The following is a 20,799-nucleotide window of genomic DNA, read 5'->3' as shown; positions in this document are numbered from 1 at the left end:
AGTTAATACAATATTCCCTAACCTATTGTAAAACTTATCGGCAATAAGTTGATCTGGCCAATGCTGCTGCCACCAGCCTGCATCACGACTATTTTGCGGTAAAATATGCTCCATAGAGTCTTTTTTCTTTTCATCTGCATTAGCCCATGGTAAAGGCTTAACATTTTTAGAACATTTACTTAATTCATATTCATATAAAAAATAATATAAGTTATTTCGCCATGAATTATAATTAAGTTCTCCAGAAGCAAGTTTTTCAATACTATCTTTTAAGGTGCCATTTTCTTCAAGCAACCCTCCGATTTTAGACGTAACATATTCATAACCACGCCCATTTCTAAGGATTTGATTAGCTAACTCAAGAATATTTTTAGAGTTTTTATCTACTCGGAAGCGACATAAAGCATGCATTCTAAAAGTATAAATTTCACATAAACGACAAATTTTCTCAAAATCTTCAGAGAATTTATAATTAAGTAAATATGAAGCCGTGATAACTCTTTTAGTAACACCTTGTAAGCCAAGATTATCTAAAGAATCTAGCCATCTTCCTGCTTCAGTTGAGCAGAGATTACCATAATATTTATTTTTATTTCGAGAGTTGATAAAGCCATATGCTTCAGAATACTGAACCCAGTAGTCAATGAATCCTTTAAAGAGTATTTCTATTTGCGGATTGTTCCCTTCTAATAACAAACGGTATTCTTTAACAAAATGATCATGCACATCATTGGTAGGGACATTAACACAATGATAAATTGAATAGAGTTCTGCAATAAATGCATTTTCATTGGTACGGCTACTAACTTGAAATTTTTCGAGATTACTTATTGCAGTATACCACTTATCCTCAGGTGAGCAATCGAGACCTCTTTTTTCGCATATAAGAATGCAAAAATTTTTAATTTTATCAAACTCTGTAAGAGGCAAACCTCTTGAATTAATAGCATCGAAAGTCAAATACCTATCAACTCTAGCATCAGCTAAGTCTACATCAATTAATTGAACCTGGTTACAAACTTTATTTTTTAGCTCAACCAGCTTCTCCCTAATTACAATGTCTTTAATTTTACCACGTATGAACAATTGTGCATTTTCAATACATCTCATGGGAGGTGTTTTTTCAGGGGATAACGCTGGCTTACCAAGAATATAATGACTTAAACATTCCTGTAAAAGAATGTTTTCATTCTCGATTCTTATATTTTCAACACCAGTATCACCATTCTTATATTTAATTAGATTCATCAAATACTCTGTATCTAATGTTTCCTTGCCATCCATCTCAAGAAATTGTTTCCTGATTTCATTAATCAAAATTAAGAAAGTTGTTAGTCTCTGCTGACCATCCTCTAGAATATACTTAAATGTTGGTCTTCTTGATATGCCATCAATGAAGCTAACATCACGTGTACATATTACAGTCCCAAGATAATGTGACTTATCTCCCATCAATTCGAGATCACTGAAGAGATCGTTGATTTCTTTTGATGTCCAGCTGTAACCACGTTGATTTTTAGGTATTACATATGTCCTACCACCGAACATAGTTTCAAGACTTATCATCGTCACAGAGAGTCCTTGCAGATTTCAGGGGGAATTTTACAAGAAGATATAAGTTAGTTCACTCAAATGCAATGAGCTGTACAATTTTATGCGAGAGATTGGTGCCGAAGGCCGGACTCGAACCGGCACGTATTTCTACGGTTGATTTTGAATCAACTGCGTCTACCGATTTCGCCACTTCGGCACTGAAGGGGATGCGGAAACGTTGTGGATTATACCTGTCGCGCGCCGCCATGCAAGCGACGACGCGCTAAACCCGCGCTAAGTGCCCAAAAAAACAGCGCCCTTTGTCACTCCAGCTCAGACACCGCCAGACGAATCACCCCCGCCGCCTTTTGCTCCGGCAGCGCCAGCACCTTCGCCCACATCGCCTGCACCATATCGCAGGAGAGCTTCTCTTTGCCCGCCGCCTTCTCCGGCATCTGCAACAGCTGGATGTCCTCGCCGTACTTATCGGCAAGCGCCTTCATAATCGGTCGGACATCCTCTACAGCCGCCTCGCGTTCGGCCTGGGTCACGGTGTGGCGATTTTTGCCGTAGGCCGCGCGCATCATGTCGGCGTCGGCCTGCATGCGCCGGGTCATCAGGTCTTTATCCAGCATGCGCATCGGGTTGATGCCGCCCTTCACCATCGGGTAGAGGAAGCGGAAGCAGGCGTCGTCGCTCACCTTCTGGATGGCGGCGGTCTGCTCCATGTTGATGGTCATGTAGTTCACCACGTTGGCGTCCGGGGCGTTTTGCAGGCGCGTCATCTGCAGATGCAGAATCTGCGGCTGGATGGTGTCGATAATGTGCTGCTCCGGCTCGCCGGCCTTTTGCAGGGCGGCCATCTGGTCGAGGATGCGCTGATGCAGCACAGGCTCCTGCTCCTTGATCACCTGCCAGGCGGGCATCGCGTTGAGGGCGGTATCAATTTGCGCTTCCGGAGCGCGCTGCCTGTCGAAGAAGACCCAGAACGCCACGGCGGCAGCCGCGACAACAACAATGACCGTACTGATCCACGTTTTTTTCATCTCGCATCCTTATCCTTGCGTTATGCCGGTTTACACCGGCACGCCGCTGTGGAAGCGAAACTCGTGGTCCGGTGTCGAGATAAGTGTGGCTTCAATTTCGCCAAAATGCTGTATGCGCGGTGAGATATCGTCGTCGCTTACCTGCTGGGCCAGCGTCAGGTAATCCTGGTAGTGGCGCGCTTCCGAGCGCAGCAGCGAGAGATAAAACTTCTGCAAATCGTCGTCGAGGAACGGGGCCAGCGCGGCGAAGCGTTCGCAGGAGCGGGCTTCGATGTAGGCACCGCAGATGAGCTTGTCGATCAGCGTCAGGGGTTCGTGAGTGCGCACTTCCTTCAGCATCCCTTTGGCGTAGCGGCTGGCGGTGATTTTGACGTACGGAATGTCGCGCGCCAGCATCGCCTCGCGCACCTGCCAGAAGTGGTGCAGCTCCTCTTTGATCAGCAGCACCATGCTGTCGATGAGCGCCTGGCCCCACGGGTCGTCGGTTTTGGGCATTACGCTTTTGCCAATCTGCTTGTGCAGGGCGATGAAGTCCGGCTCCGGACCGTCGCGGAAGGTGAACTGTTCGTAGGGCTTGAGCCAATCAAGCAGCGCGTCGGCACCGCTTTCGTCGGCGACGTATTTGCGCACCAGCAGCAGCGCGGTCTGGGCGGCCTTGAGCTCGCACACCATGTGGTCGGTGAGCAGCAGCGACAGGTTTGCCGGGTCGCGGGCTTTATCAATCCATGCTTGCGGGGTCGGGCACAGGAGGAAGTTGAGTACGGGGGCGAGTATCTGCGGGTAATCCATGGTTCTGCCTTGAAAAAAGCGGTGGCGCGCGCCACCGCCTGAATCACTTAGTGACGCACGCCGTCGTCGTCTTCGTCGACGTAATCTTCGTCGTCGCCTTCTTCGCCGTCTTCACCGTTCGGATCTTCGAAGTAGGTTCCCCAGCCGTCGTATTCCACCTCAAACTTCTCGGCCAGGTTCATCAGCTGTTCTACCTGCGCGTCGATCAGCTCCGCCTTCAGCGCGCCTTCGCTCAGGATGTCGCAGCAAATGACGGTGTCGCCCTCTTCCACTTCCAGCTCTTCCGGCTCGGTCACTTCGTAACCCAGCTTGAAGGCTTCTACGGCCATTTTTTCCAGCGCGTCGAAATCATCCGCAGAGAAATGGTGCTCGATGGTGTACAGCGCGTCCGGATCGCTACCGTCTTCCAGCAGTTCTTCAATAATCAGACGCGTCTCTTCGCGTTGCTCTTCCAGTAATTCCGGGTTTGCCATGGCTCAATCCTCTTTAAAGTGCGGCAGATACTTCTATTTTCACACACGGACGGGTTTGCCTCCACCTTTGTTGGAAAGATTTGTGAAACGGGGTTGCAAATGAATAATTACACATATAAAGTGAATTTTAATTCAATAAGTGGCGTTCGCCATGTGAGGATAAAATGTCTGATCTGTACAAGAAACACTTTCTGAAATTGCTCGACTTTACCCCTGCACAGTTCACTTCTCTGCTGACCCTTGCCGCACAGCTCAAAGCCGATAAGAAAAATGGCAAGGAAGTACAGAAGCTTACAGGTAAAAACATCGCGCTCATCTTCGAAAAAGACTCGACCCGTACACGTTGCTCTTTCGAAGTTGCCGCATTTGATCAGGGCGCACGCGTCACGTATTTAGGGCCGAGCGGCAGCCAGATTGGGCATAAAGAATCAATTAAGGACACCGCGCGCGTGCTCGGGCGGATGTACGACGGCATTCAGTATCGCGGCCACGGCCAGGAAGTCGTCGAAACGCTGGCGCAGTATGCGGGCGTGCCAGTGTGGAACGGGCTGACCAACGAGTTTCACCCGACGCAGCTGCTGGCGGACCTGCTGACCATGCAGGAACACCTGCCGGGCAAGGCGTTTAACGAGATGACGCTGGTCTACGCGGGCGACGCGCGCAACAACATGGGCAACTCGATGCTAGAAGCGGCGGCGCTGACCGGGCTGGATCTGCGCCTGGTGGCCCCGAAGGCCTGCTGGCCGGAAGAGAGCCTGGTGGCGGAGTGCAGCGCGCTGGCGGAGAAGCACGGCGGCAAAATCACCCTGACGGAAGACGTGGCGGCGGGCGTGAAGGGCGCGGACTTTATCTATACCGACGTCTGGGTGTCGATGGGCGAAGCCAAAGAGAAGTGGGCGGAGCGGATTGCGCTGCTGCGGGGGTATCAGGTGAACGCGCAGATGATGGCGCTGACCGGCAATCCGAACGTGAAGTTCCTGCACTGTCTGCCCGCGTTCCATGACGACCAGACCACGCTCGGCAAGCAGATGGCGAAGGAGTTCGACCTGCACGGCGGGATGGAGGTGACGGACGAGGTGTTTGAGTCGGCGGCGAGCATCGTGTTCGATCAGGCTGAAAACCGGATGCATACGATTAAGGCGGTGATGGTGGCGACGCTTGGGGAGTGATTGGGTCCTCTGCGGTCTGGTGCCCTCACCCCGGCCCTCTCCCACAGGGAGAGGGAGAACACCCACCCCGTAGGCCCGTGCAAGCGAAGCGCCGCCGGGCAAACCGACTCCCCTTCATTGATTTTTCACCCCGAAAAAGGTACGTTTTCGCCTTCATTCCAGCGTGGACATGCCAGCATTATGCCGATTATTCAGTCTGTTGAACGTGCGTTGCAGATCCTCGACCTGTTCAACGAGCAGGCCACCGAGCTTAAGATCACCGACATCAGCAAACTGATGGGGCTGAGCAAGAGTACCCTCCACTCGCTGCTGAAAACCCTGCAGCTTCACGGCTATATCGATCAGAACCCGGAGAACGGCAAATATCGCCTCGGCATGAAGCTGGTCGAGCGCGGTCATTTTGTCGTGGGCTCCATCGATATTCGCCAGAAGGCGAAAGGCTGGCTGACGGAGCTGTCCCAGCGTACCGGGCAGACCACCCATCTGGGGATCCTGGACGGGCGTGAAGGGGTCTATATCGAGAAGATTGAAGGCAAGCTGGCCGCCATCGCCTATTCGCGTATCGGCCGCCGCCTGCCGGTGCACGCCACCGCCATCGGCAAGGTGTTGATTGCCTGGCTGGGCGAGGCCGAGCTGAACGCCCTGCTGGAGGGCTATCAGTACACCACCTTTACACCCGCGACCCTCGCCTCCCGCGAAGCGTTAATGACCGCCCTGGCGCAGACCCGCGAGCAGGGCTATGCCCTGGACAGCGAAGAGAACGAGCAGGGCGTGCGCTGCGTGGCGGTGCCGGTGTGGAACCACGAATCCCGCGTGATTGCCGCCCTGAGCCTGTCGACGCTGACCTCCCGCGTGGATGACGCCGAGCTGGCCCGCTTCCGCGAGGAGCTTCAGCAGGCCGGGCTCGAGCTCTCACGTGCGCTGGGCTATACCGGCTCGTAGGTGAAGTAGTCGAAGTCCGCGTGACAGCCGTCACCGCTGATGTCCTCGCAGTGCAGCCCCACAAACGCGCCGGTAAAGAAGCCGCGCCCTCCGATGTAGTCATCCGACAGCTTCCACGCTTCATAGGTCACCGGCACGGCGTGCCACGTCTCGCCGTCGAACGAGTAGCTGTAGCGGTAGACCAGCGTATCCACGTCCACCCGCAGCCAGACGCTCTCCGCATGTTCCGGCACCGGAATGGGCTGCTCGTGCAGCGGCCACGACGGCACGTTGTGGTCGAGCTGGATCACCTTGATGGTTCTCCCCTGACCCTCCTCGTAATCCATAAAGCAGTAGCTCCAGTTTTTGCTGTTGTAGTAGCAGGTCAGCCCCGCGCTCTGCTGGAAGTGAACCGGTGAGAACTGCATCCGCGTCTCGGCCCGGAAGGTGAAGTGCTGCCAGCGGCGCGCCACGGTCGACTGGGTAAAGGTCGAGTTGAGCGAGTCGTTGCCGTAGAGCCGTAAGTAACCCGGGCGGGCGGTGAGCGAGCCGAGGGTGTCGTCGAACGGAATGCGCAGGGTCTGCAGCTCCGGGTCAAGCGTACTGCCGTCGAAATCCTCCCGCCAGTTACCCTGAGCGGCTGCGGGCTGCTCCGCCACCTGTGGGCCGGGCACGGTCAGCTGCGCGTGTTTGCCGCCTTCCACGTACGGCCAGCCGTCGCGCCACGCAATGCGGGCGATGCCGGTCTCGCGCCCCAGCGGGCAGTAGCCGCGCCCGCCGGAGGCCAGCAGCGGCACGCCGGGCAGGCGCAGCGGGCGGCTGGTGAGGTAGGCCATATACCATTCTCCGGTGTGGGTCTGCAGCAGCGAGCCGTGGCCGCTCTTTTGCAGCGGGTTCTCCGGCAGGTGCCAGCTGGTCATCATCGTTACGTCCGGGTGCAGCTCGTACGGCCCGTCGATATTTTTGGAACGCAGTACCACGACCGCGTGCTCGTAGCTGGTGCCGCCTTCGGCAACCATCAGGTAGTACCAGCCCGCGTGGCGATAAAGATGCGCCCCTTCGGTGTAGCAGAGCGGCGTGCCGGTAAACAGCGTTTTGCGCTCGGGCGAGAGCGTGCCGGTCTGCGGGTCAAACTCCTGCATCACAATGGTGTTGTGCGGGTTGCTGTGGTGACGCGGCCCCCACGGACGGTAGAGGTAGTATTTGCGGCCATCGTCGTCGTGGAACAGGGACGGATCGAACCCACCGTTGCCCATCGGGATCGGCTCGCTCCACGGCCCCTCAATGGACTGCGCGGTGACGAGGAAGTTGCGGCCATTTTTCCACGGTGAGTCGACAATCTTCACGTCGGTATAGAGCAGCCAGAACTTGCCGTCGGCGTAGCTCAGGCAAGGCGCCCAGATACCGCCGGAGTCCGGGTTGCCCTTCATGTCCAGCATCGACACGCGGTCCAGCGGCGTGCTGACCAGCGACCAGTTTTTCAGGTCGCGGGAGTGGTAGATGCGCACGCCCGGGAACCACTCAAAGGTCGAGGTGGCGATGTAGTAGTCCTCGCCCTGACGGCAGAGAGACGGGTCCGGGTTGAAGCCGGTCAGGATCGGGTTAGTAATTTCCATGTTGCCTCCGGTTAATGGGATGCGGCTGTCGCGGCGTCGGGTACGGCCTCGCCCTGCGCCGCGCGGTGTTTGATCAGCTGCTGGCTGATGGCCTCCACGCGGTCGTCGGTGAGCTTGTAGAACGACAGCATGATGAACATGCCCGCGTAGAGCACCACCGGCACCACGCAGAACAAAATTTTGATGGTGGTGAGCACCTCAACCGGCTGCACGCTGCTGCTGGCGGAGTAGTTCACCCAGGCCAGGATCCAGCCCACCACCGCCCCGCCAATCGCCAGGCCAATCTTCAGGCTGAACAGATAGGTGGAGAACACCAGCCCGTCGAGGCGACGCCCGCTGCGGCTCTCCTCATAATCCACCACGTCGGAGGCCATCAGCCACTGTAGCGGCGTGGTGGTGTTAAAGACGAACAGGAACAGGATGTTGAGGGCGAAAATCAGGGCAATATGCTCTGCTGGCGTAAAGAAAATCAGCAGGCTAATGAGCGAGTAAGCGACGATGATCCACTTAAAGGCGATGACGCGGTCGAAGCGGCCCAGCAGGCGGGAGGAGCAGAGCGAGCCGAACATGGTGGCGAGGCTGCCGTAAAGTAAGAACTGGGTCGCCATCTCCGGATGATCCATCACGTATTTCACGAAGTAGAGCGTCGCCCCGCCGCGCACCACGTTGGAGCAGGTCGCCATCATCTTGAACGCGCACATGATGCGCCACTGGCCGTTGCCGAGCAGCAGCCTGAGATCTTTCGCCACCGACGAGCCCGGCAGCACCTCAAAGGTGTAGCGCTCTTTGGTGGTGAAGAAGCAGACGTAGAGGAGCACCACGCCGGTCAGCCCCAGCACGCACATGGCGCCGAAATAGCCCACCTGCTCATCCCCCTTGCCGATGATGCTGACCAGCGGCAGCGCGATGCCGCTGATGGCGAGCGATCCCGCCGCGGCGAGGAAGAAACGCCAGGACTGAAGGGCGTGGCGCTCTTTCGGGTCGGCGGTGATCACCCCCGGCATGGCGCAGTACGGGACGTTAACGAAGGTGTAAACCAGGGTCAGGAGAATGTAGGTCGCGCAGGCGTAGATGATTTTGCCCTGCGCGGAGAAGTCCGGCGTGTAGAAGGTCAGCATGCAGACGATGCCAAACGGGATGGCGCCCCACAGCAGGAACGGGCGGAACTGACCGTGCCGTGTGCGGGTGCGGTCTACCAGCAGCCCCATCAGCGGGTCGGTCACGGCGTCGAGCACGCGGGAGACTAAAAACAGCGTGCCCATAATGCCCGCGGAGAGACCAAACACGTCGGTGTAGAAATAGGCCAGCAGGAACATGGTAGCCTGCCAGACAAAGCCGCAGGCGGTGTCACCCAGCCCGTAGCCAATTTTGTCTTTCATGGTTAATTGCGTCATCAGAATTACACCCTTATTTAGTGTGCTGAATTACAACATCGTGTTAATGGAGTGTAATGAGCTGTTCAATTAACCAGCAATGGTCATATCTTATTTCTGAATTACGTTATTTTGCTTTTGTGACGCCAACGATATATCACAAGGTATTGTTTATATTAACAAATTACAGATGCGTAAAAAACCGCCCACGGAATATATTCCGTAGACGATAATCGCGTGAAAAATAATTAAATGCCGAGCGCTTTTTTACCGGCGTTAATTACCTCAACAATTTTATCGGTGTCATAAATACAGCCTTTCCAGGTGCCGCCGCTCACCGACTGCAATGCCGCCCACAGCCGGGTATCGTCCGGCAAAAAGTCGTGGGCGTGCAGGTCCGGGTGCGTCTGCCGCCGAGCCAGCTCGCACGCGCCCTCCTCCGGCGTCAGCGGGTTATCCGCGGTGCCGATAAAGTTCACGCTGCCCGTGAGGGTCAGTCGGTCGACGGCAATCTCGATGATGTCGTTGTCGCGCAGCTTGCCAATCGGCCCGCCCGCCAGCGCCTCCGGCGACACGTGGCCGAAACAGGCGCCCGTCGATACGCCCGAGAAGCGCGCATCGGTGATTAACGACACCGTCTTGCCCCACGAGATATGCTTCAGCGCGGAAGTGAGCTGGTAGGTCTCTTCCATGCCGGTGCCGGACGGCCCGCCGCCGATCACCACCATGATATCGCCCTGCGCAATCTCTTCCCGCTTGATGGCCTTGATGGCCTGCGCTTCCGAGACAAACACTCGCACCCGGCCGGTGTGGCGGTAAACGCCATCGTCATCCACCACCGACGGGTCGATCGCCGTGGCCTTGATTACCGAACCTTCCGGCGCGATGTTGCCCGTCGGGAAGCAGACCGTCGAGGTCAGCCCTTTCGCTCTGGCCTTCTCCGGCGGGAGGATCACGTCATCCGGCTCCACGCCGTCCTGCTCTAGCAGGCACTGGCGGAAGCGCTTACGGCGCTCGGACGTCTGCCACCAGTCGAGGTTCTCGCCCACCGTCTGGCCGGTGACGGTCATGGCGTCCAGATGCAGCAGGCCGAGATCGCGCAGGTGGAGCATCACTTCCGGCACGCCGCCCGCGAGGAACGCGCGTACGGTCGGGTGGTAGTCCGGTCCATTGGGCAGCACGCTCACCAGGCGCGGCACCTTACGGTTGACGCGCGTCCAGTGCTCTACGTCCGGAATAGTGCAGCCCGCCGCGTGGGCGATGGCCGGGATGTGCAGCAGTAAGTTCGTGGAACCGCCGAACGCCGCGTGGATCACCATGGCGTTTTCGATGGCTTTATCGGTGAGGATATCGCGCGTGGTGATGCCGCGGTTATCCAGCTCGCTCACCGCCCGCGCCGACTGGCGGGCGATCTCCAGCCACACCGCCTGCCCGGACGGCGCCAGCGCGGAGTGCGGCAGCGCCAGCCCCAGCGCTTCCGCCACCACCTGCGAGGTGCCCGCCGTGCCGAGGAACTGACACCCGCCGCCCGGCGACGCGCAGGCGCGACAGCCGAGCTCGGCGGCCTCCTGCAAGGAGAGCTCGTGGTTGGCAAAGCGCGCGCCGATGGTCTGCACCTTGCCCGCATCTTCCCCCACGGTCGGCGGCAGCGTCGCCCCGCCCGGCACCAGAATGGTCGGCAGATCGTGCATGGAGGCCAGCGCGATCATGGTGGCGGGTAGCCCTTTATCGCAGGTGGCCACGCCGATCACCGCCCGGCGCGTGGGCAGGGAGCGGATCAGACGGCGAAACACGATCGCCGCGTCGTTGCGGTACGGCAGAGAGTCGAACATGCCGTACGTGCCCTGCGAGCGCCCGTCGCACGGATCGCTGACGAAGGCCGCAAACGGGATCCCGCCGTTGCGGGTGATCTCCTTCGCCGCCGCCTGCATCTGCATGCCGATTTCCCAGTGTCCGGTGTGGTAGCCCAGCGCAACCGGGCGTCCGTCCCCGGCGCGAATACCGCCCTGGGTGCCGATGATCAGCACCTCTTTGCCGGTCAGCTTGTTGGCGTCCCAGCCCATCCCGGCGTTCTGCGTCATGCCGAACAGGTTGCCGCTGGGGGATTCCATCAGCATCTGCGGGGTCAGCGGCAGCGCGCCCTGCGGCCCCGCCGCGTGGGTGATCACCGCATAAAACGCATCGTCCTGTGGGGTGAAAATTTTCTCAATGGTCATCGTTATCGTCCGGCTCAGCAGAGCTTGAGCTGTTGCAGCAGGGTTTTCAGCTGCGCCTTACGCGGCTCGTCCAGCGGCGTGGCGGGCGGCAGCACGTGCGTGGAGACAGGACGACCACAAAGCACGATCGCCTCTTTAATGACGTTCACAAACGGCGTATCCAGCTGATACATCTGCGGGATTTGCAGCAGGGTCTGATGATACTCAGCCGCTTTCGCCACGTCTTTATCCCGCCAGGCTTTCAGAAGATTCACCGATACCTGCGGAGCAAAGTTGCCGCTCGCCGAAATCGCCCCGTCGCCGCCGAGCAGCAGGGTATTAAACAGATGATCGTCGTAGCCGCACAGCACGGTGAAGTGCGGATGAGCAGCTTTAACGGTGAGGATCATGCTGCGCAGGTGGGCGACGGAGTCGATGGTGTCTTTGATGCCGATAATATTGCTGCGCGAATCGGCGAGGGTTTTCACCAGCGCCGGAGTCAGATCCTGCCCGGTCAGCGCCGGGAAGTTATAGAGCATCACCGGCAGGGTGACGCTGTCGGCTACCTGCTCGAAATAGCGGATCAGGTTTGCTTCCGACACCTTCCAGTAGTAGGGGTTGATCACCACGATGCCGTCCGCGCCCGCCTGCTGCGCGTGCTGGCTGAGTTCAATGGTTTCCCGGGCGTTGGTGCCGCCGGTGCCGATCAGCACCGGCACACGACGATCGACATGATCGATGGCAAAGCGGGCAATGGTTTTACGCTCTTCGGCGCTGAGCTGGGAGAACTCGCCGCCGCTGCCCAGGAAGAACAGGCCGTCAACGCCCGCAGCGATCAGATCGTCGATCAGCGCGGCGGTGCCCTGCTCATCAAGCTGGCCGTCGGCGGTAAAAATGGTGGAGACAGGGGGAATGATTCCCGTGAACAACGCGGAATGCGGCATGAGATCTCCTTGTTGAATCATTTTGTTCTACATTATAGAACATCGTTCATTAATTTAACGATCATACTATGACGCAGAAAAAGGGGAGGTAAATGGGAGATGAGGAGGGAGTGCGGGAAGTTTAAGCTGGATCACATTATGCGTGGGTGCGGTCTGGTGCCCCAGCCCTCTCCCTGTGGGAGAGGGCTGGGGTGAGGGGAAATTACTCCACCAGCATTTTAACAACCACTTTTCTGACCTTAGCAGGCTCCCCCACCGCGCACAGCGGCTTATGCACTTCACCCGGCCAGAACACCACAAAATCCCCTTCACTCAGCACCACGGTTTTCTCCTGCTCGCCTTCCGGCAGGAACGCGATGTCTTTATCCGCCAGCCAATCGGTGTCCGGCGTGCCGTGCGGCAGGGTGCTGAACGTCATCCCTTCCTGGCCCTTCAGCACAATCTGGATATCCAGATAGCGCGCGTGGTACTCGGCGCGGCGCTCGGCGAACGGCTGGGTCATGTCTTCTGACACCAGATAAAACAGGCTGTTGCCGTTGATGTCATGCTTGCCGAGCGGCGTGGCGTCGGTGACGTGGGCTTTAACGTGCTCAATGGCCTGGCGCAGCGCGTCAGGCAGCCAGGACTGCAGATGGTGGATGTTGCCGATAATCATGTTTCAATCCTCAATATAAAACAATGTTTCATTTTTATCTTTTATACGAGAATCCAGGCTGCCATACCAGCCCTTTTTGGACGAGGCTTGCGCGAGCGCATGTTTATCGGGAAAGATGTTAATTTGCTGTTAACCCTGCCCAGGCAATTATGCAGAGGTTATGCATAACCTCATTTCGCGCACACTAAGGCTCTCACATAAACCACTGAAATAAAGAGCTTAATAACAAAACCCGCTGCCGTATCACATTTTACGACTTTGATAATTTCCGTTATAAGCCCATAATTATTTATGGATTTTCCTTAAGTCAAAAATAGTTAATTGTCATTATTGCATAGCCATTCCTTCCATTTTATTTAATCGTTTAAAATCAAATGGATAACTAATAATTACAAAATGTATAATTCTACAAAATAATAACAACCTCAAATAATGCCACCGGATCCTGCTTAGCTATTCAACTCCCAATAATATGAAATTAATCATTATCTGATGCGAATCATGCAAATGAAAAAAAACTCGTTAATATCCATTTTCGCGTGAGCAATATCACATTACGGATTATTTAACTGCCTACTATAAATCACGAAATCAATTGAGCTTAGCCGCCATGTAATTAAACACACCACATGGCGCATGCCCTTTTTATTCTGAAAAACAGTTAAAGGAATAATTATGGAAAAGCATTACGTCGGTTCTGAAATTGGTCAATTGCGTAGCGTTATGCTGCACCGCCCTAATTTAAGCCTGAAGCGGTTAACGCCCTCAAACTGTCAGGAGCTGTTATTTGATGATGTACTGTCGGTTGAACGGGCGGGTGAAGAGCATGACATCTTCGCAAACACGCTGCGCGAGCAGGGTGTGGAAGTCCTGCTGTTGACCGACCTGCTCACGCAAACCCTTGATATCGCAGAAGCGAAAGCCTGGCTTCTTGAAACACAAATTTCCGACTATCGCCTCGGGCCAACCTTTGCCGGCGACGTGCGCGGCTGGCTGGCGGATATGCCGCACCGCGAACTGGCGCGGCGATTAAGCGGGGGATTAACCTACGGCGAAATTCCGGCAGCCATTAAAAATATGGTAGTGGATACCCACACGGCGAATGATTTTATTATGAAGCCGCTGCCGAACCATTTATTTACCCGCGATACCTCCTGCTGGATTTATAACGGCGTGTCCATTAACCCGATGGCGAAACCCGCCCGCCAGCGTGAAACCAATAATCTGCGCGCGATATATCGCTGGCACTCGGCATTTGCCGACGGCGATTTTATTAAGTATTTCGGCGACGAGAATATTAATTACGACCACGCCACCTTAGAAGGCGGCGACGTACTGGTGATTGGCCGCGGGGCGGTATTGATCGGCATGTCCGAGCGCACAACGCCGCAGGGCGTGGAGTTCCTCGCCAACAGCCTGTTTAAACACCGTCAGGCCGAACGCGTGATTGCCGTTGAGCTGCCCAAACATCGCTCCTGCATGCACCTCGACACGGTGATGACCCACATCGACGTGGACACTTTCTCCGTCTATCCGGAAGTGGTGCGCAAAGACGCCCAGTGCTGGACGCTCACGCCGGACGGACGCGGCGGCCTGCTGCGCACGCAGGAAACCGACCTGCTGCACGCCATTGAGAAAGCCCTCGGCATTAACCAGGTCCGCCTGATCACCACCGGCGGCGACGCCTTTGAAGCCGAACGCGAGCAGTGGAACGACGCCAACAACGTTCTGACCATCCGCCCGGGCGTAGTGATCGGCTACGAGCGCAACGTCTGGACCAACGAGAAGTACGACAAAGCGGGCATCACCGTGCTGCCGATCCCCGGCGACGAACTGGGACGCGGTCGCGGCGGCGCGCGCTGCATGAGCTGCCCACTGGAACGCGACGGAATTTAAGGAGCCATCATGGAACGAAAACCCACTCTGGTTGTGGCCTTGGGCGGCAACGCGCTGCTCAAGCGCGGCGAGCCGCTGGAAGCGGATATCCAGCGCCAGAACATCGAGCAGGCCGCCCGCATCATCGCCGGATTAACAGAACAGTGGCGCGTGGTGCTGGTGCACGGCAACGGGCCGCAGGTCGGGCTGCTGGCGCTGCAGAACAGCGCCTACGACAAAGTGACGCCCTACCCGCTGGACGTTCTCGGCGCGGAAAGCCAGGGGATGATCGGCTACATGCTCCAGCAGGCGCTGAAAAACAGCCTGCCTCAGCGTGAGGTGAGCGTCCTGCTCACCCAGGTGGAAGTGGACGCCGCCGATCCGGCCTTTAGCAACCCGGCCAAGTACATCGGTCCGGTGTACAGCGAAGCGCAGGCGAAAGCGCTGGCCGCAGAAAAAGGCTGGACGTTCAGGGCCGACGGCACCTATTTCCGCCGCGTGGTGCCCTCTCCGCAGCCCAAACGCATCGTTGAGAGCGACGCCATCACGGCGCTGATCCAGCGTGACCACCTGGTCATCTGCAACGGCGGCGGCGGCGTGCCGGTAGTGGAAAACGCCAACGGCTATCGCGGCGTTGAGGCGGTGATCGACAAAGACCTCTCCGCCGCCCTGCTGGCGCGCCAGATCGAGGCCGACGCCCTGCTGATCCTCACCGATGCCGACGCGGTGTACCTCGACTGGGGCAAGCCGACCCAGCGCCCGCTGGCGCAGGTGACGCCGGAACTGCTTAAAGACATGCCGTTCGACGCCGGATCGATGGGGCCGAAGGTCGCCGCCTGCCGCGAGTTTGTTGAGACCTGCAACGGCATTGCCGGGATCGGCGCGCTGGCCGACGGCGCGGAGATCCTGGCGGGCGAGAAAGGCACGCTGATTCGTAACTGATCACTCATTTTAAAAAGGATTTAGCCATGACCATCAACCTGAAAAACCGCAACTTCCTCAAACTGCTGGACTACACTCCGGCGGAAATTCAGTACCTGATCGACCTCGCCATCGAGCTCAAGGCGGCCAAAAAGGCCGGGCGCGAAAAGCAGACGCTGGTCGGGAAAAACATCGCCCTGATCTTTGAAAAAACCTCCACCCGCACCCGCTGCGCCTTCGAAGTGGGCGCGTTTGACCAGGGCGCGCAGGTCACCTACCTCGGCCCAAGCGGGTCGCAGATCGGCCATAAAGAGTCGATGAAAGACACCGCCCGCGTGCTGGGCCGCATGTATGACGGCATCGAGTACCGTGGCTACGGCCAGGCCATCGTCGAGGAGCTGGGCGAGTACGCGGGCGTGCCGGTGTGGAACGGCCTGACCGACGAGTTCCACCCGACGCAAATCCTCGCCGACCTGATGACCATGCTGGAGCACTCCCCGGGCAAAACCCTGCCGGAGCTGAGCTTTGCCTACCTGGGCGACGCGCGGAATAACATGGGCAACTCCCTGATGGTCGGCGCGGCCAAGATGGGGATGGATATCCGTCTCGTGGCACCGAAATCCTTCTGGCCGGAAGCCGGGCTGGTTGAGCAGTGCCGCGCCATCGCCAAAGAAACGGGCGCGCGCATCACCCTCACCGACGATGTGGAAGAAGGCGTGCACGGCACCGATTTCCTCTACACCGACGTGTGGGTCTCCATGGGAGAGCCGAAGGAGGCCTGGGCCGAGCGCGTCAGCCTGATGAAGCCGTATCAAATCAACGCGGACGTGATGAAGGCCACCGGCAACCCGAACGTCAAGTTCATGCACTGCCTGCCCGCGTTCCACAACGAGCACACCAAAGTGGGCCGCGAGATCGAGATGGCGTACGGCCTGAAGGGGCTGGAGGTGACGGAAGAGGTCTTTGAATCACCGAACTCCATCGTCTTTGACGAAGCAGAAAACCGCATGCACACCATTAAGGCGGTCATGGTGGCGACACTCGGCGACTAATCACCGCCCGGCGCGCCGCGGGGTGCGCCGGGTTTCAGGAGAACATCATGGGCAAGTTCAAGTTTCCCTCCGCTTACACCATTCTCTTTTTTCTGATTGCCGTGGTTGCCGTGCTGACGTGGATTGTTCCGGCCGGGCAGTACCATATGGCGATGAACGAGGCGCTCGGCAAAGAGGTGCCGGTTGCCGGCACCTATGCGCACGTGGCATCGCACCCGCAGGGGCTGGTGTCGGTGCTGATGGCCCCGATTGCCGGACTGTACGATCCGGAGTCCGGCCAGGCCGGGGCGATCGACGTCGCGCTGTTTATCCTGATCATCGGGGGATTTCTCGGGATCGTCACCAAAACCGGAGCGATTGACGCCGGGATCGAGCGCGTCACCACTAAGCTGCGCGGGCGCGAAGAGTGGATGATCCCGATCCTGATGGCGCTGTTTGCCGCAGGCGGCACGATTTACGGCATGGCCGAAGAGTCGCTGCCCTTCTATACCTTACTGGTGCCGGTGATGCTGGCGGCGCGGTTCGATCCGGTGGTTGCCGCGTCCACCGTACTGCTCGGGGCGGGGATCGGCACGCTCGGGTCCACCATTAACCCGTTCGCGACGGTGATCGCCGCCAACGCCGCCGGGATCCCCTTCACCAATGGGATCATGCTGCGCATCGCGCTGCTGGTCATCGGCTGGATCATCTGCGTGGCGTGGGTGATGCGCTATGCCCGTAAGGTGCGCAAAGATCCGTCGCTGTCGATCGTGGCGGATAAACAGGAGGAGAACCTCGCCCACTTCCTCGGCAACAAGGGCGAGCAGTCGCTGGAATTTACCCCGGTGCGCAAACTCATCCTGGTGATTTTCGCCCTCGCTTTCGCGGTGATGATCTACGGCGTGGCGGTGCTGGGCTGGTGGATGGCGGAGATCTCGGCGGTGTTCCTCGCCAGCGCCATTATCGTTGGGCTTATCGCCCGCATGAGCGAAGAGGAGCTGACGTCGACGTTTATCAACGGCGCGCGAGATTTGCTGGGCGTCGCGCTGATTATCGGCATCGCGCGCGGTATCGTAGTGATTATGGATAAGGGCATGATTACCCACACCATTTTGCACAGCGCCGAGGGGATGGTCACCGGATTGTCGACGGTGGCGTTCATTAACGTGATGTACTGGCTGGAGGTGGTGCTGTCGTTTCTTGTGCCTTCTTCGTCCGGCCTGGCCGTTCTGACGATGCCGATCATGGCGCCCCTTGCCGATTTCGCTAACGTCAACCGCGACCTGGTGGTTACGGCTTACCAGTCGGCGTCCGGCATCGTTAACCTTATCACCCCCACCTCTGCCGTCGTGATGGGCGGGCTGGCTATCGCCCGCGTGCCCTACGTGCGTTATCTGAAATGGGTCGCGCCGCTGCTGGGGATTTTGACGGTGGTGATTATGGTGGCGTTAAGCCTGGGCGCGTTGTTGTGATTTGCCGGATGGCGCTGCGCTTATCCGGCCTACGGATCGGTGCGGTGCCACCGGTTATTTCGGGAACTGATATGGGAACTATGATGGATTACGAAGAGTACTCTCCCAAAGAGCAACTACAGCTAACGGTCTGCCAGCGTCTGATCGCGGAAAAGAGCTATCTCTCTCAGGAAGAGATCCGCCGCGACTTGCAGGAGCGGGGTTTTGAGACCATCAGCCAGTCCACCGTTTCACGTCTGCTCAAGCTGCTTGGCGTCATAAAAATTCGCAATGCCAAAGGGCTAAAGATTTATTCGCTGAATCCCCAGCTGCGCCCTGCCCCCGACGCCGCGCGTACCGTCTCCGAAATGGTGGTGAGCGTGGAGCACAATAGCGAATTTATCCTTATTCATACCGTTGCCGGATATGGCCGCGCGGTGGCGCGTATTCTGGATTATCACCAGTTACCGGAAATTTTAGGCGTGGTGGCGGGAAGCAGTATTGTCTGGGTCGCGCCCCGGGTGGTGAAGCGTACCGCGCTGGTGCATAAGCAAATTAATTATTTACTCAGAATGCATTAATATTCATAAAGAACCGTTTGCATTGAGTAAAGCGTGCATTAAATCGCTTGATCCCAAAAACGAGCTGCGTATAATGCCCGACAATTTGCCGGGAGGAAGCATGGTCAAGCGTGTACGACATAACGTCTTACCGCGTCTGAAATCAGACGCTGGCCTGCCGTTTTTCTTCCCGTTGCTAAACCTATTCCCAGAGCCCCTCATTTGAGGGGCTTTTTTTTGCCCGGCGTCAGGAGATAAACATGAATCCGCTTTATCAAAAACACATCATTTCCATAAACGACCTCAGCCGCGAAGAGCTGGAACTGGTTCTGGAAACCGCGGCAAAACTGAAGGCCAATCCGCAGCCGGAGCTGCTGAAGCACAAGGTGATCGCGAGCTGTTTCTTTGAAGCCTCGACGCGCACCCGCCTCTCCTTTGAAACCTCCATGCACCGCCTGGGCGCGAGCGTGGTGGGCTTCTCGGACAGCAGCAACACGTCGCTGGGCAAAAAAGGCGAAACCCTGGCGGATACCATTTCAGTGATCAGCACCTACGTGGACGCGATTGTGATGCGCCACCCGCAGGAGGGCGCGGCGCGTCTGGCGACCGAGTTTTCCGGCGGCATTCCGGTGCTGAACGCCGGTGACGGCGCCAACCAGCATCCGACGCAGACCCTGCTGGACCTGTTCACCATTCAGGAGACCCAGGGCACGCTTGAAAACCTGAACATCGCCATGGTCGGCGACCTGAAGTACGGCCGCACCGTCCACTCCCTGACCCAGGCGCTGGCGAAATTTAGCGGCAACCGCTTCTTCTTCATCGCCCCGGACGCGCTGGCGATGCCGCAGTACATCCTCGACATGCTGGACGAGAAAGGCATTACGTGGAGCCTGCACGCCAGCATCGAAGAGGTGGTGGGCAACGTGGATATTCTCTATATGACCCGCGTGCAGAAAGAGCGTCTGGATCCGTCCGAATACGCCAACGTGAAGGCGCAGTTCGTGCTGCGCGCCAGCGACCTCGACGGCGCGCGCGACAACATGAAGGTGCTGCACCCGCTGCCGCGCATCGATGAGATTGCCACCGACGTGGATAAAACGCCGCACGCCTGGTACTTCCAGCAGGCCGGGAATGGCATCTTCGCTCGCCAGGCGTTACTGGCACTGGTTCTGAATCGCGAATTAGCTCTGTAAGGGGAGACGACCATGACACACGATAACAAACTCCAGGTTGAAGCCATCAAGCGTGGCACCGTGATTGACCACATCCCTGCGCAGGTGGGCTTTAAGCTGCTGACGCTGTTCAAACTGACCGAAACCGACCAGCGCATCACCATCGGCCTGAACCTGCCGTCCGGCGAAATGGGCCGTAAAGATCTGATCAAGATCGAGAACACCTTCCTGACCGACGAGCAGGTCAACCAGCTGTCGCTGTACGCGCCGGACGCCACGGTTAACCGCATCGACGATTACGACGTGGTGGGCAAATCCCGCCCGAGCCTGCCGGAGCGCATCGAAAGCGTGCTGGTCTGCCCGAACAGCAACTGCATCAGCCACGCCGAGCCGGTTTCGTCCAGCTTTGCAGTGAAAAAGCGCGCCAACGACATCGCGCTCAAATGCAAATACTGCGAAAAAGAGTTTTCCCATTATGTGGTGCTAGCCAACTAATTGAGGTTGGTAATGAAATCCCGGCTGTTATAATGGCCGGGAACATTCTTAACGCTGTAATTCTGGAGAAAAAATGAGCAAAGTACTCGCGACGGAAAATGCACCAGCGGCTATCGGCCCATACGTTCAGGGCGTTGATCTGGGCAGCATGATCATCACCTCTGGCCAGATCCCGGTAAACCCGAAAACCGGTGAAGTACCGGCCGACGTGGCGGCGCAGGCGCGTCAGTCGCTGGAAAACGTGCAGGCTATCGTTGAATCTGCGGGCCTGAAAGTGGGTGATATCGTCAAAACGACGGTGTTCGTGAAAGATCTGAACGACTTCGCCACCGTTAACGCTACGTATGAAGCGTTCTTCACCGAGCACAACGCCACCTTCCCGGCGCGCTCCTGCGTGGAAGTGGCGCGTCTGCCAAAAGACGTGAAAATTGAAATTGAAGCGATCGCCGTACGTCGTTAATACATTTCAATAAACAGAAGGCAGCTCGGGCTGCCTTTTTTATTTCGGTTATTTTTACTCTCCGGGTAAAATGACACAGAGCCAGATCCATTATTAGACTCTCCCTCGCCTAGTAATATT

The 20,799-nt window shown here is 57.1% G+C and carries 21 protein-coding genes, 1 tRNA gene and 1 pseudogene; 12 read left to right on the top strand and 11 right to left on the bottom strand.

Annotated elements, in window-relative coordinates; all coding sequences use genetic code 11:
• The 5 genes from INF77_RS01350 to rraB form a co-directional block, all read right to left on the bottom strand.
• Positions 1-1,566: DUF262 domain-containing protein (locus INF77_RS01350; protein ID WP_227415154.1), on the bottom strand; the 1,566-nt coding region annotated here is incomplete at its 3' end.
• 99 nt (positions 1,567-1,665) lie between these two features.
• Positions 1,666-1,750, bottom strand: a tRNA-Leu gene (locus INF77_RS01345).
• Positions 1,751-1,856: 106 nt separating this feature from the next.
• On the bottom strand, positions 1,857-2,579 hold the full coding sequence (locus tag INF77_RS01340; RefSeq protein WP_193532142.1) for a topoisomerase II: 723 nt from the start codon (positions 2,577-2,579) through the stop codon (positions 1,857-1,859).
• Positions 2,580-2,609: 30 nt separating this feature from the next.
• The gene (miaE, locus tag INF77_RS01335; RefSeq protein WP_193532141.1) at positions 2,610-3,368 is read right to left on the bottom strand and encodes a tRNA isopentenyl-2-thiomethyl-A-37 hydroxylase MiaE; all 759 of its coding nucleotides are present in this window, start codon (positions 3,366-3,368) and stop codon (positions 2,610-2,612) included.
• Positions 3,369-3,415: 47 nt separating this feature from the next.
• Positions 3,416-3,841 carry a ribonuclease E inhibitor RraB gene (gene rraB / locus INF77_RS01330; protein WP_003862940.1) on the bottom strand — a complete coding sequence of 142 codons (426 nt, stop codon included), beginning with the start codon at positions 3,839-3,841 and terminating at the stop codon, positions 3,416-3,418.
• Between the two features lie 99 nt (positions 3,842-3,940).
• Here rraB and INF77_RS23160 point away from each other — a divergent pair, with 99 nt between their 5' ends.
• From INF77_RS23160 to xynR, 3 genes are all read left to right on the top strand, one after another.
• The gene (locus INF77_RS23160) at positions 3,941-4,036 is read left to right on the top strand and encodes a hypothetical protein (protein ID WP_213014347.1); all 96 of its coding nucleotides are present in this window, start codon (positions 3,941-3,943) and stop codon (positions 4,034-4,036) included.
• Positions 4,006-5,010: an ornithine carbamoyltransferase gene (gene argF, locus INF77_RS01325; protein ID WP_023299201.1), complete on the top strand. Its 1,005-nt coding sequence runs from the start codon at positions 4,006-4,008 to the stop codon at positions 5,008-5,010. The genes INF77_RS23160 and argF (INF77_RS01325) overlap by 31 nt, the downstream gene beginning before the upstream one ends.
• Positions 5,011-5,190: 180 nt before the next feature.
• Complete coding sequence (gene xynR, locus INF77_RS01320) at positions 5,191-5,952, top strand: DNA-binding transcriptional repressor XynR (protein ID WP_100170992.1); 762 nt, start codon at positions 5,191-5,193, stop codon at positions 5,950-5,952.
• On the opposite strand, the gene INF77_RS01315 is transcribed toward xynR, so the two are convergent.
• The 5 genes from INF77_RS01315 to INF77_RS01295 all read right to left on the bottom strand — a co-directional run bounded on the left by INF77_RS01315 (position 5,937) and on the right by INF77_RS01295 (position 12,714).
• Entirely contained in the window at positions 5,937-7,547 is a 1,611-nt protein-coding gene (locus tag INF77_RS01315) for a glycoside hydrolase family 43 protein (protein ID WP_193532140.1), read from the bottom strand. The two genes, xynR and INF77_RS01315, sit on opposite strands and share 16 nt — an antisense overlap.
• 11 nt (positions 7,548-7,558) lie before the next feature.
• On the bottom strand, positions 7,559-8,941 hold the full coding sequence (locus INF77_RS01310; protein WP_193532139.1) for an MFS transporter: 1,383 nt from the start codon (positions 8,939-8,941) through the stop codon (positions 7,559-7,561).
• 227 nt (positions 8,942-9,168) lie between these two features.
• The gene (gene yagF, locus INF77_RS01305; protein ID WP_193532138.1) at positions 9,169-11,136 is read right to left on the bottom strand and encodes a xylonate dehydratase YagF; all 1,968 of its coding nucleotides are present in this window, start codon (positions 11,134-11,136) and stop codon (positions 9,169-9,171) included.
• A gap of 14 nt (positions 11,137-11,150) precedes the next feature.
• Positions 11,151-12,059, bottom strand: coding sequence for a 2-keto-3-deoxygluconate aldolase (gene yagE / locus INF77_RS01300; protein ID WP_193532137.1), 909 nt, complete (start codon positions 12,057-12,059; stop codon positions 11,151-11,153).
• A 202-nt stretch (positions 12,060-12,261) separates the two neighbouring features.
• A complete protein-coding gene (locus INF77_RS01295) occupies positions 12,262-12,714 on the bottom strand; it encodes a YhcH/YjgK/YiaL family protein (RefSeq protein WP_028015322.1) in 453 nt (150 codons plus the stop codon).
• Positions 12,715-13,389: 675 nt separating this feature from the next.
• Here INF77_RS01295 and arcA point away from each other — a divergent pair.
• From arcA to INF77_RS01270, 5 genes are all read left to right on the top strand, one after another.
• On the top strand, positions 13,390-14,610 hold the full coding sequence (arcA, locus tag INF77_RS01290; protein ID WP_193066872.1) for an arginine deiminase: 1,221 nt from the start codon (positions 13,390-13,392) through the stop codon (positions 14,608-14,610).
• A 9-nt stretch (positions 14,611-14,619) separates the two neighbouring features.
• Positions 14,620-15,531 carry a carbamate kinase gene (gene arcC / locus INF77_RS01285; protein ID WP_193532136.1) on the top strand — a complete coding sequence of 304 codons (912 nt, stop codon included), beginning with the start codon at positions 14,620-14,622 and terminating at the stop codon, positions 15,529-15,531.
• Between the two features lie 26 nt (positions 15,532-15,557).
• On the top strand, positions 15,558-16,562 hold the full coding sequence (argF, locus tag INF77_RS01280; protein WP_041911441.1) for an ornithine carbamoyltransferase: 1,005 nt from the start codon (positions 15,558-15,560) through the stop codon (positions 16,560-16,562).
• A gap of 47 nt (positions 16,563-16,609) precedes the next feature.
• Positions 16,610-18,013, top strand: coding sequence for a YfcC family protein (locus tag INF77_RS01275; protein WP_045259604.1), 1,404 nt, complete (start codon positions 16,610-16,612; stop codon positions 18,011-18,013).
• An 80-nt stretch (positions 18,014-18,093) separates the two neighbouring features.
• Entirely contained in the window at positions 18,094-18,573 is a 480-nt protein-coding gene (locus INF77_RS01270; RefSeq protein ID WP_028015317.1) for an arginine repressor, read from the top strand.
• Positions 18,574-18,576: 3 nt separating this feature from the next.
• Here INF77_RS01270 and INF77_RS01265 read toward each other — a convergent pair.
• Positions 18,577-18,694, bottom strand: a pseudogene (locus tag INF77_RS01265) (hypothetical protein).
• Between INF77_RS01265 and INF77_RS01260 the strand changes: the two are divergent.
• From INF77_RS01260 to ridA, 4 genes are all read left to right on the top strand, one after another.
• Positions 18,674-18,778 carry a pyrBI operon leader peptide gene (locus INF77_RS01260; protein ID WP_022646880.1) on the top strand — a complete coding sequence of 35 codons (105 nt, stop codon included), beginning with the start codon at positions 18,674-18,676 and terminating at the stop codon, positions 18,776-18,778. The pseudogene INF77_RS01265 and the gene INF77_RS01260 sit on opposite strands and share 21 nt — an antisense overlap.
• A 34-nt stretch (positions 18,779-18,812) precedes the next feature.
• Complete coding sequence (gene pyrB, locus INF77_RS01255) at positions 18,813-19,745, top strand: aspartate carbamoyltransferase (RefSeq protein ID WP_028015316.1); 933 nt, start codon at positions 18,813-18,815, stop codon at positions 19,743-19,745.
• A 12-nt stretch (positions 19,746-19,757) separates the two neighbouring features.
• On the top strand, positions 19,758-20,219 hold the full coding sequence (gene pyrI, locus INF77_RS01250) for an aspartate carbamoyltransferase regulatory subunit (RefSeq protein WP_010427352.1): 462 nt from the start codon (positions 19,758-19,760) through the stop codon (positions 20,217-20,219).
• 73 nt (positions 20,220-20,292) lie between these two features.
• The gene (gene ridA, locus INF77_RS01245; protein ID WP_003863373.1) at positions 20,293-20,679 is read left to right on the top strand and encodes a 2-iminobutanoate/2-iminopropanoate deaminase; all 387 of its coding nucleotides are present in this window, start codon (positions 20,293-20,295) and stop codon (positions 20,677-20,679) included.
• Positions 20,680-20,799 lie beyond the last annotated feature (120 nt).

This window comes from Enterobacter cloacae complex sp. P1B (assembly GCF_014982345.1).
GTDB classification, from domain to species: Bacteria; Pseudomonadota; Gammaproteobacteria; order Enterobacterales; family Enterobacteriaceae; genus Enterobacter; species Enterobacter bugandensis.
The sequence above is the reverse complement of the archived record's forward strand: the minus strand, read 5'-3'. Positions and strand labels throughout refer to the sequence as shown.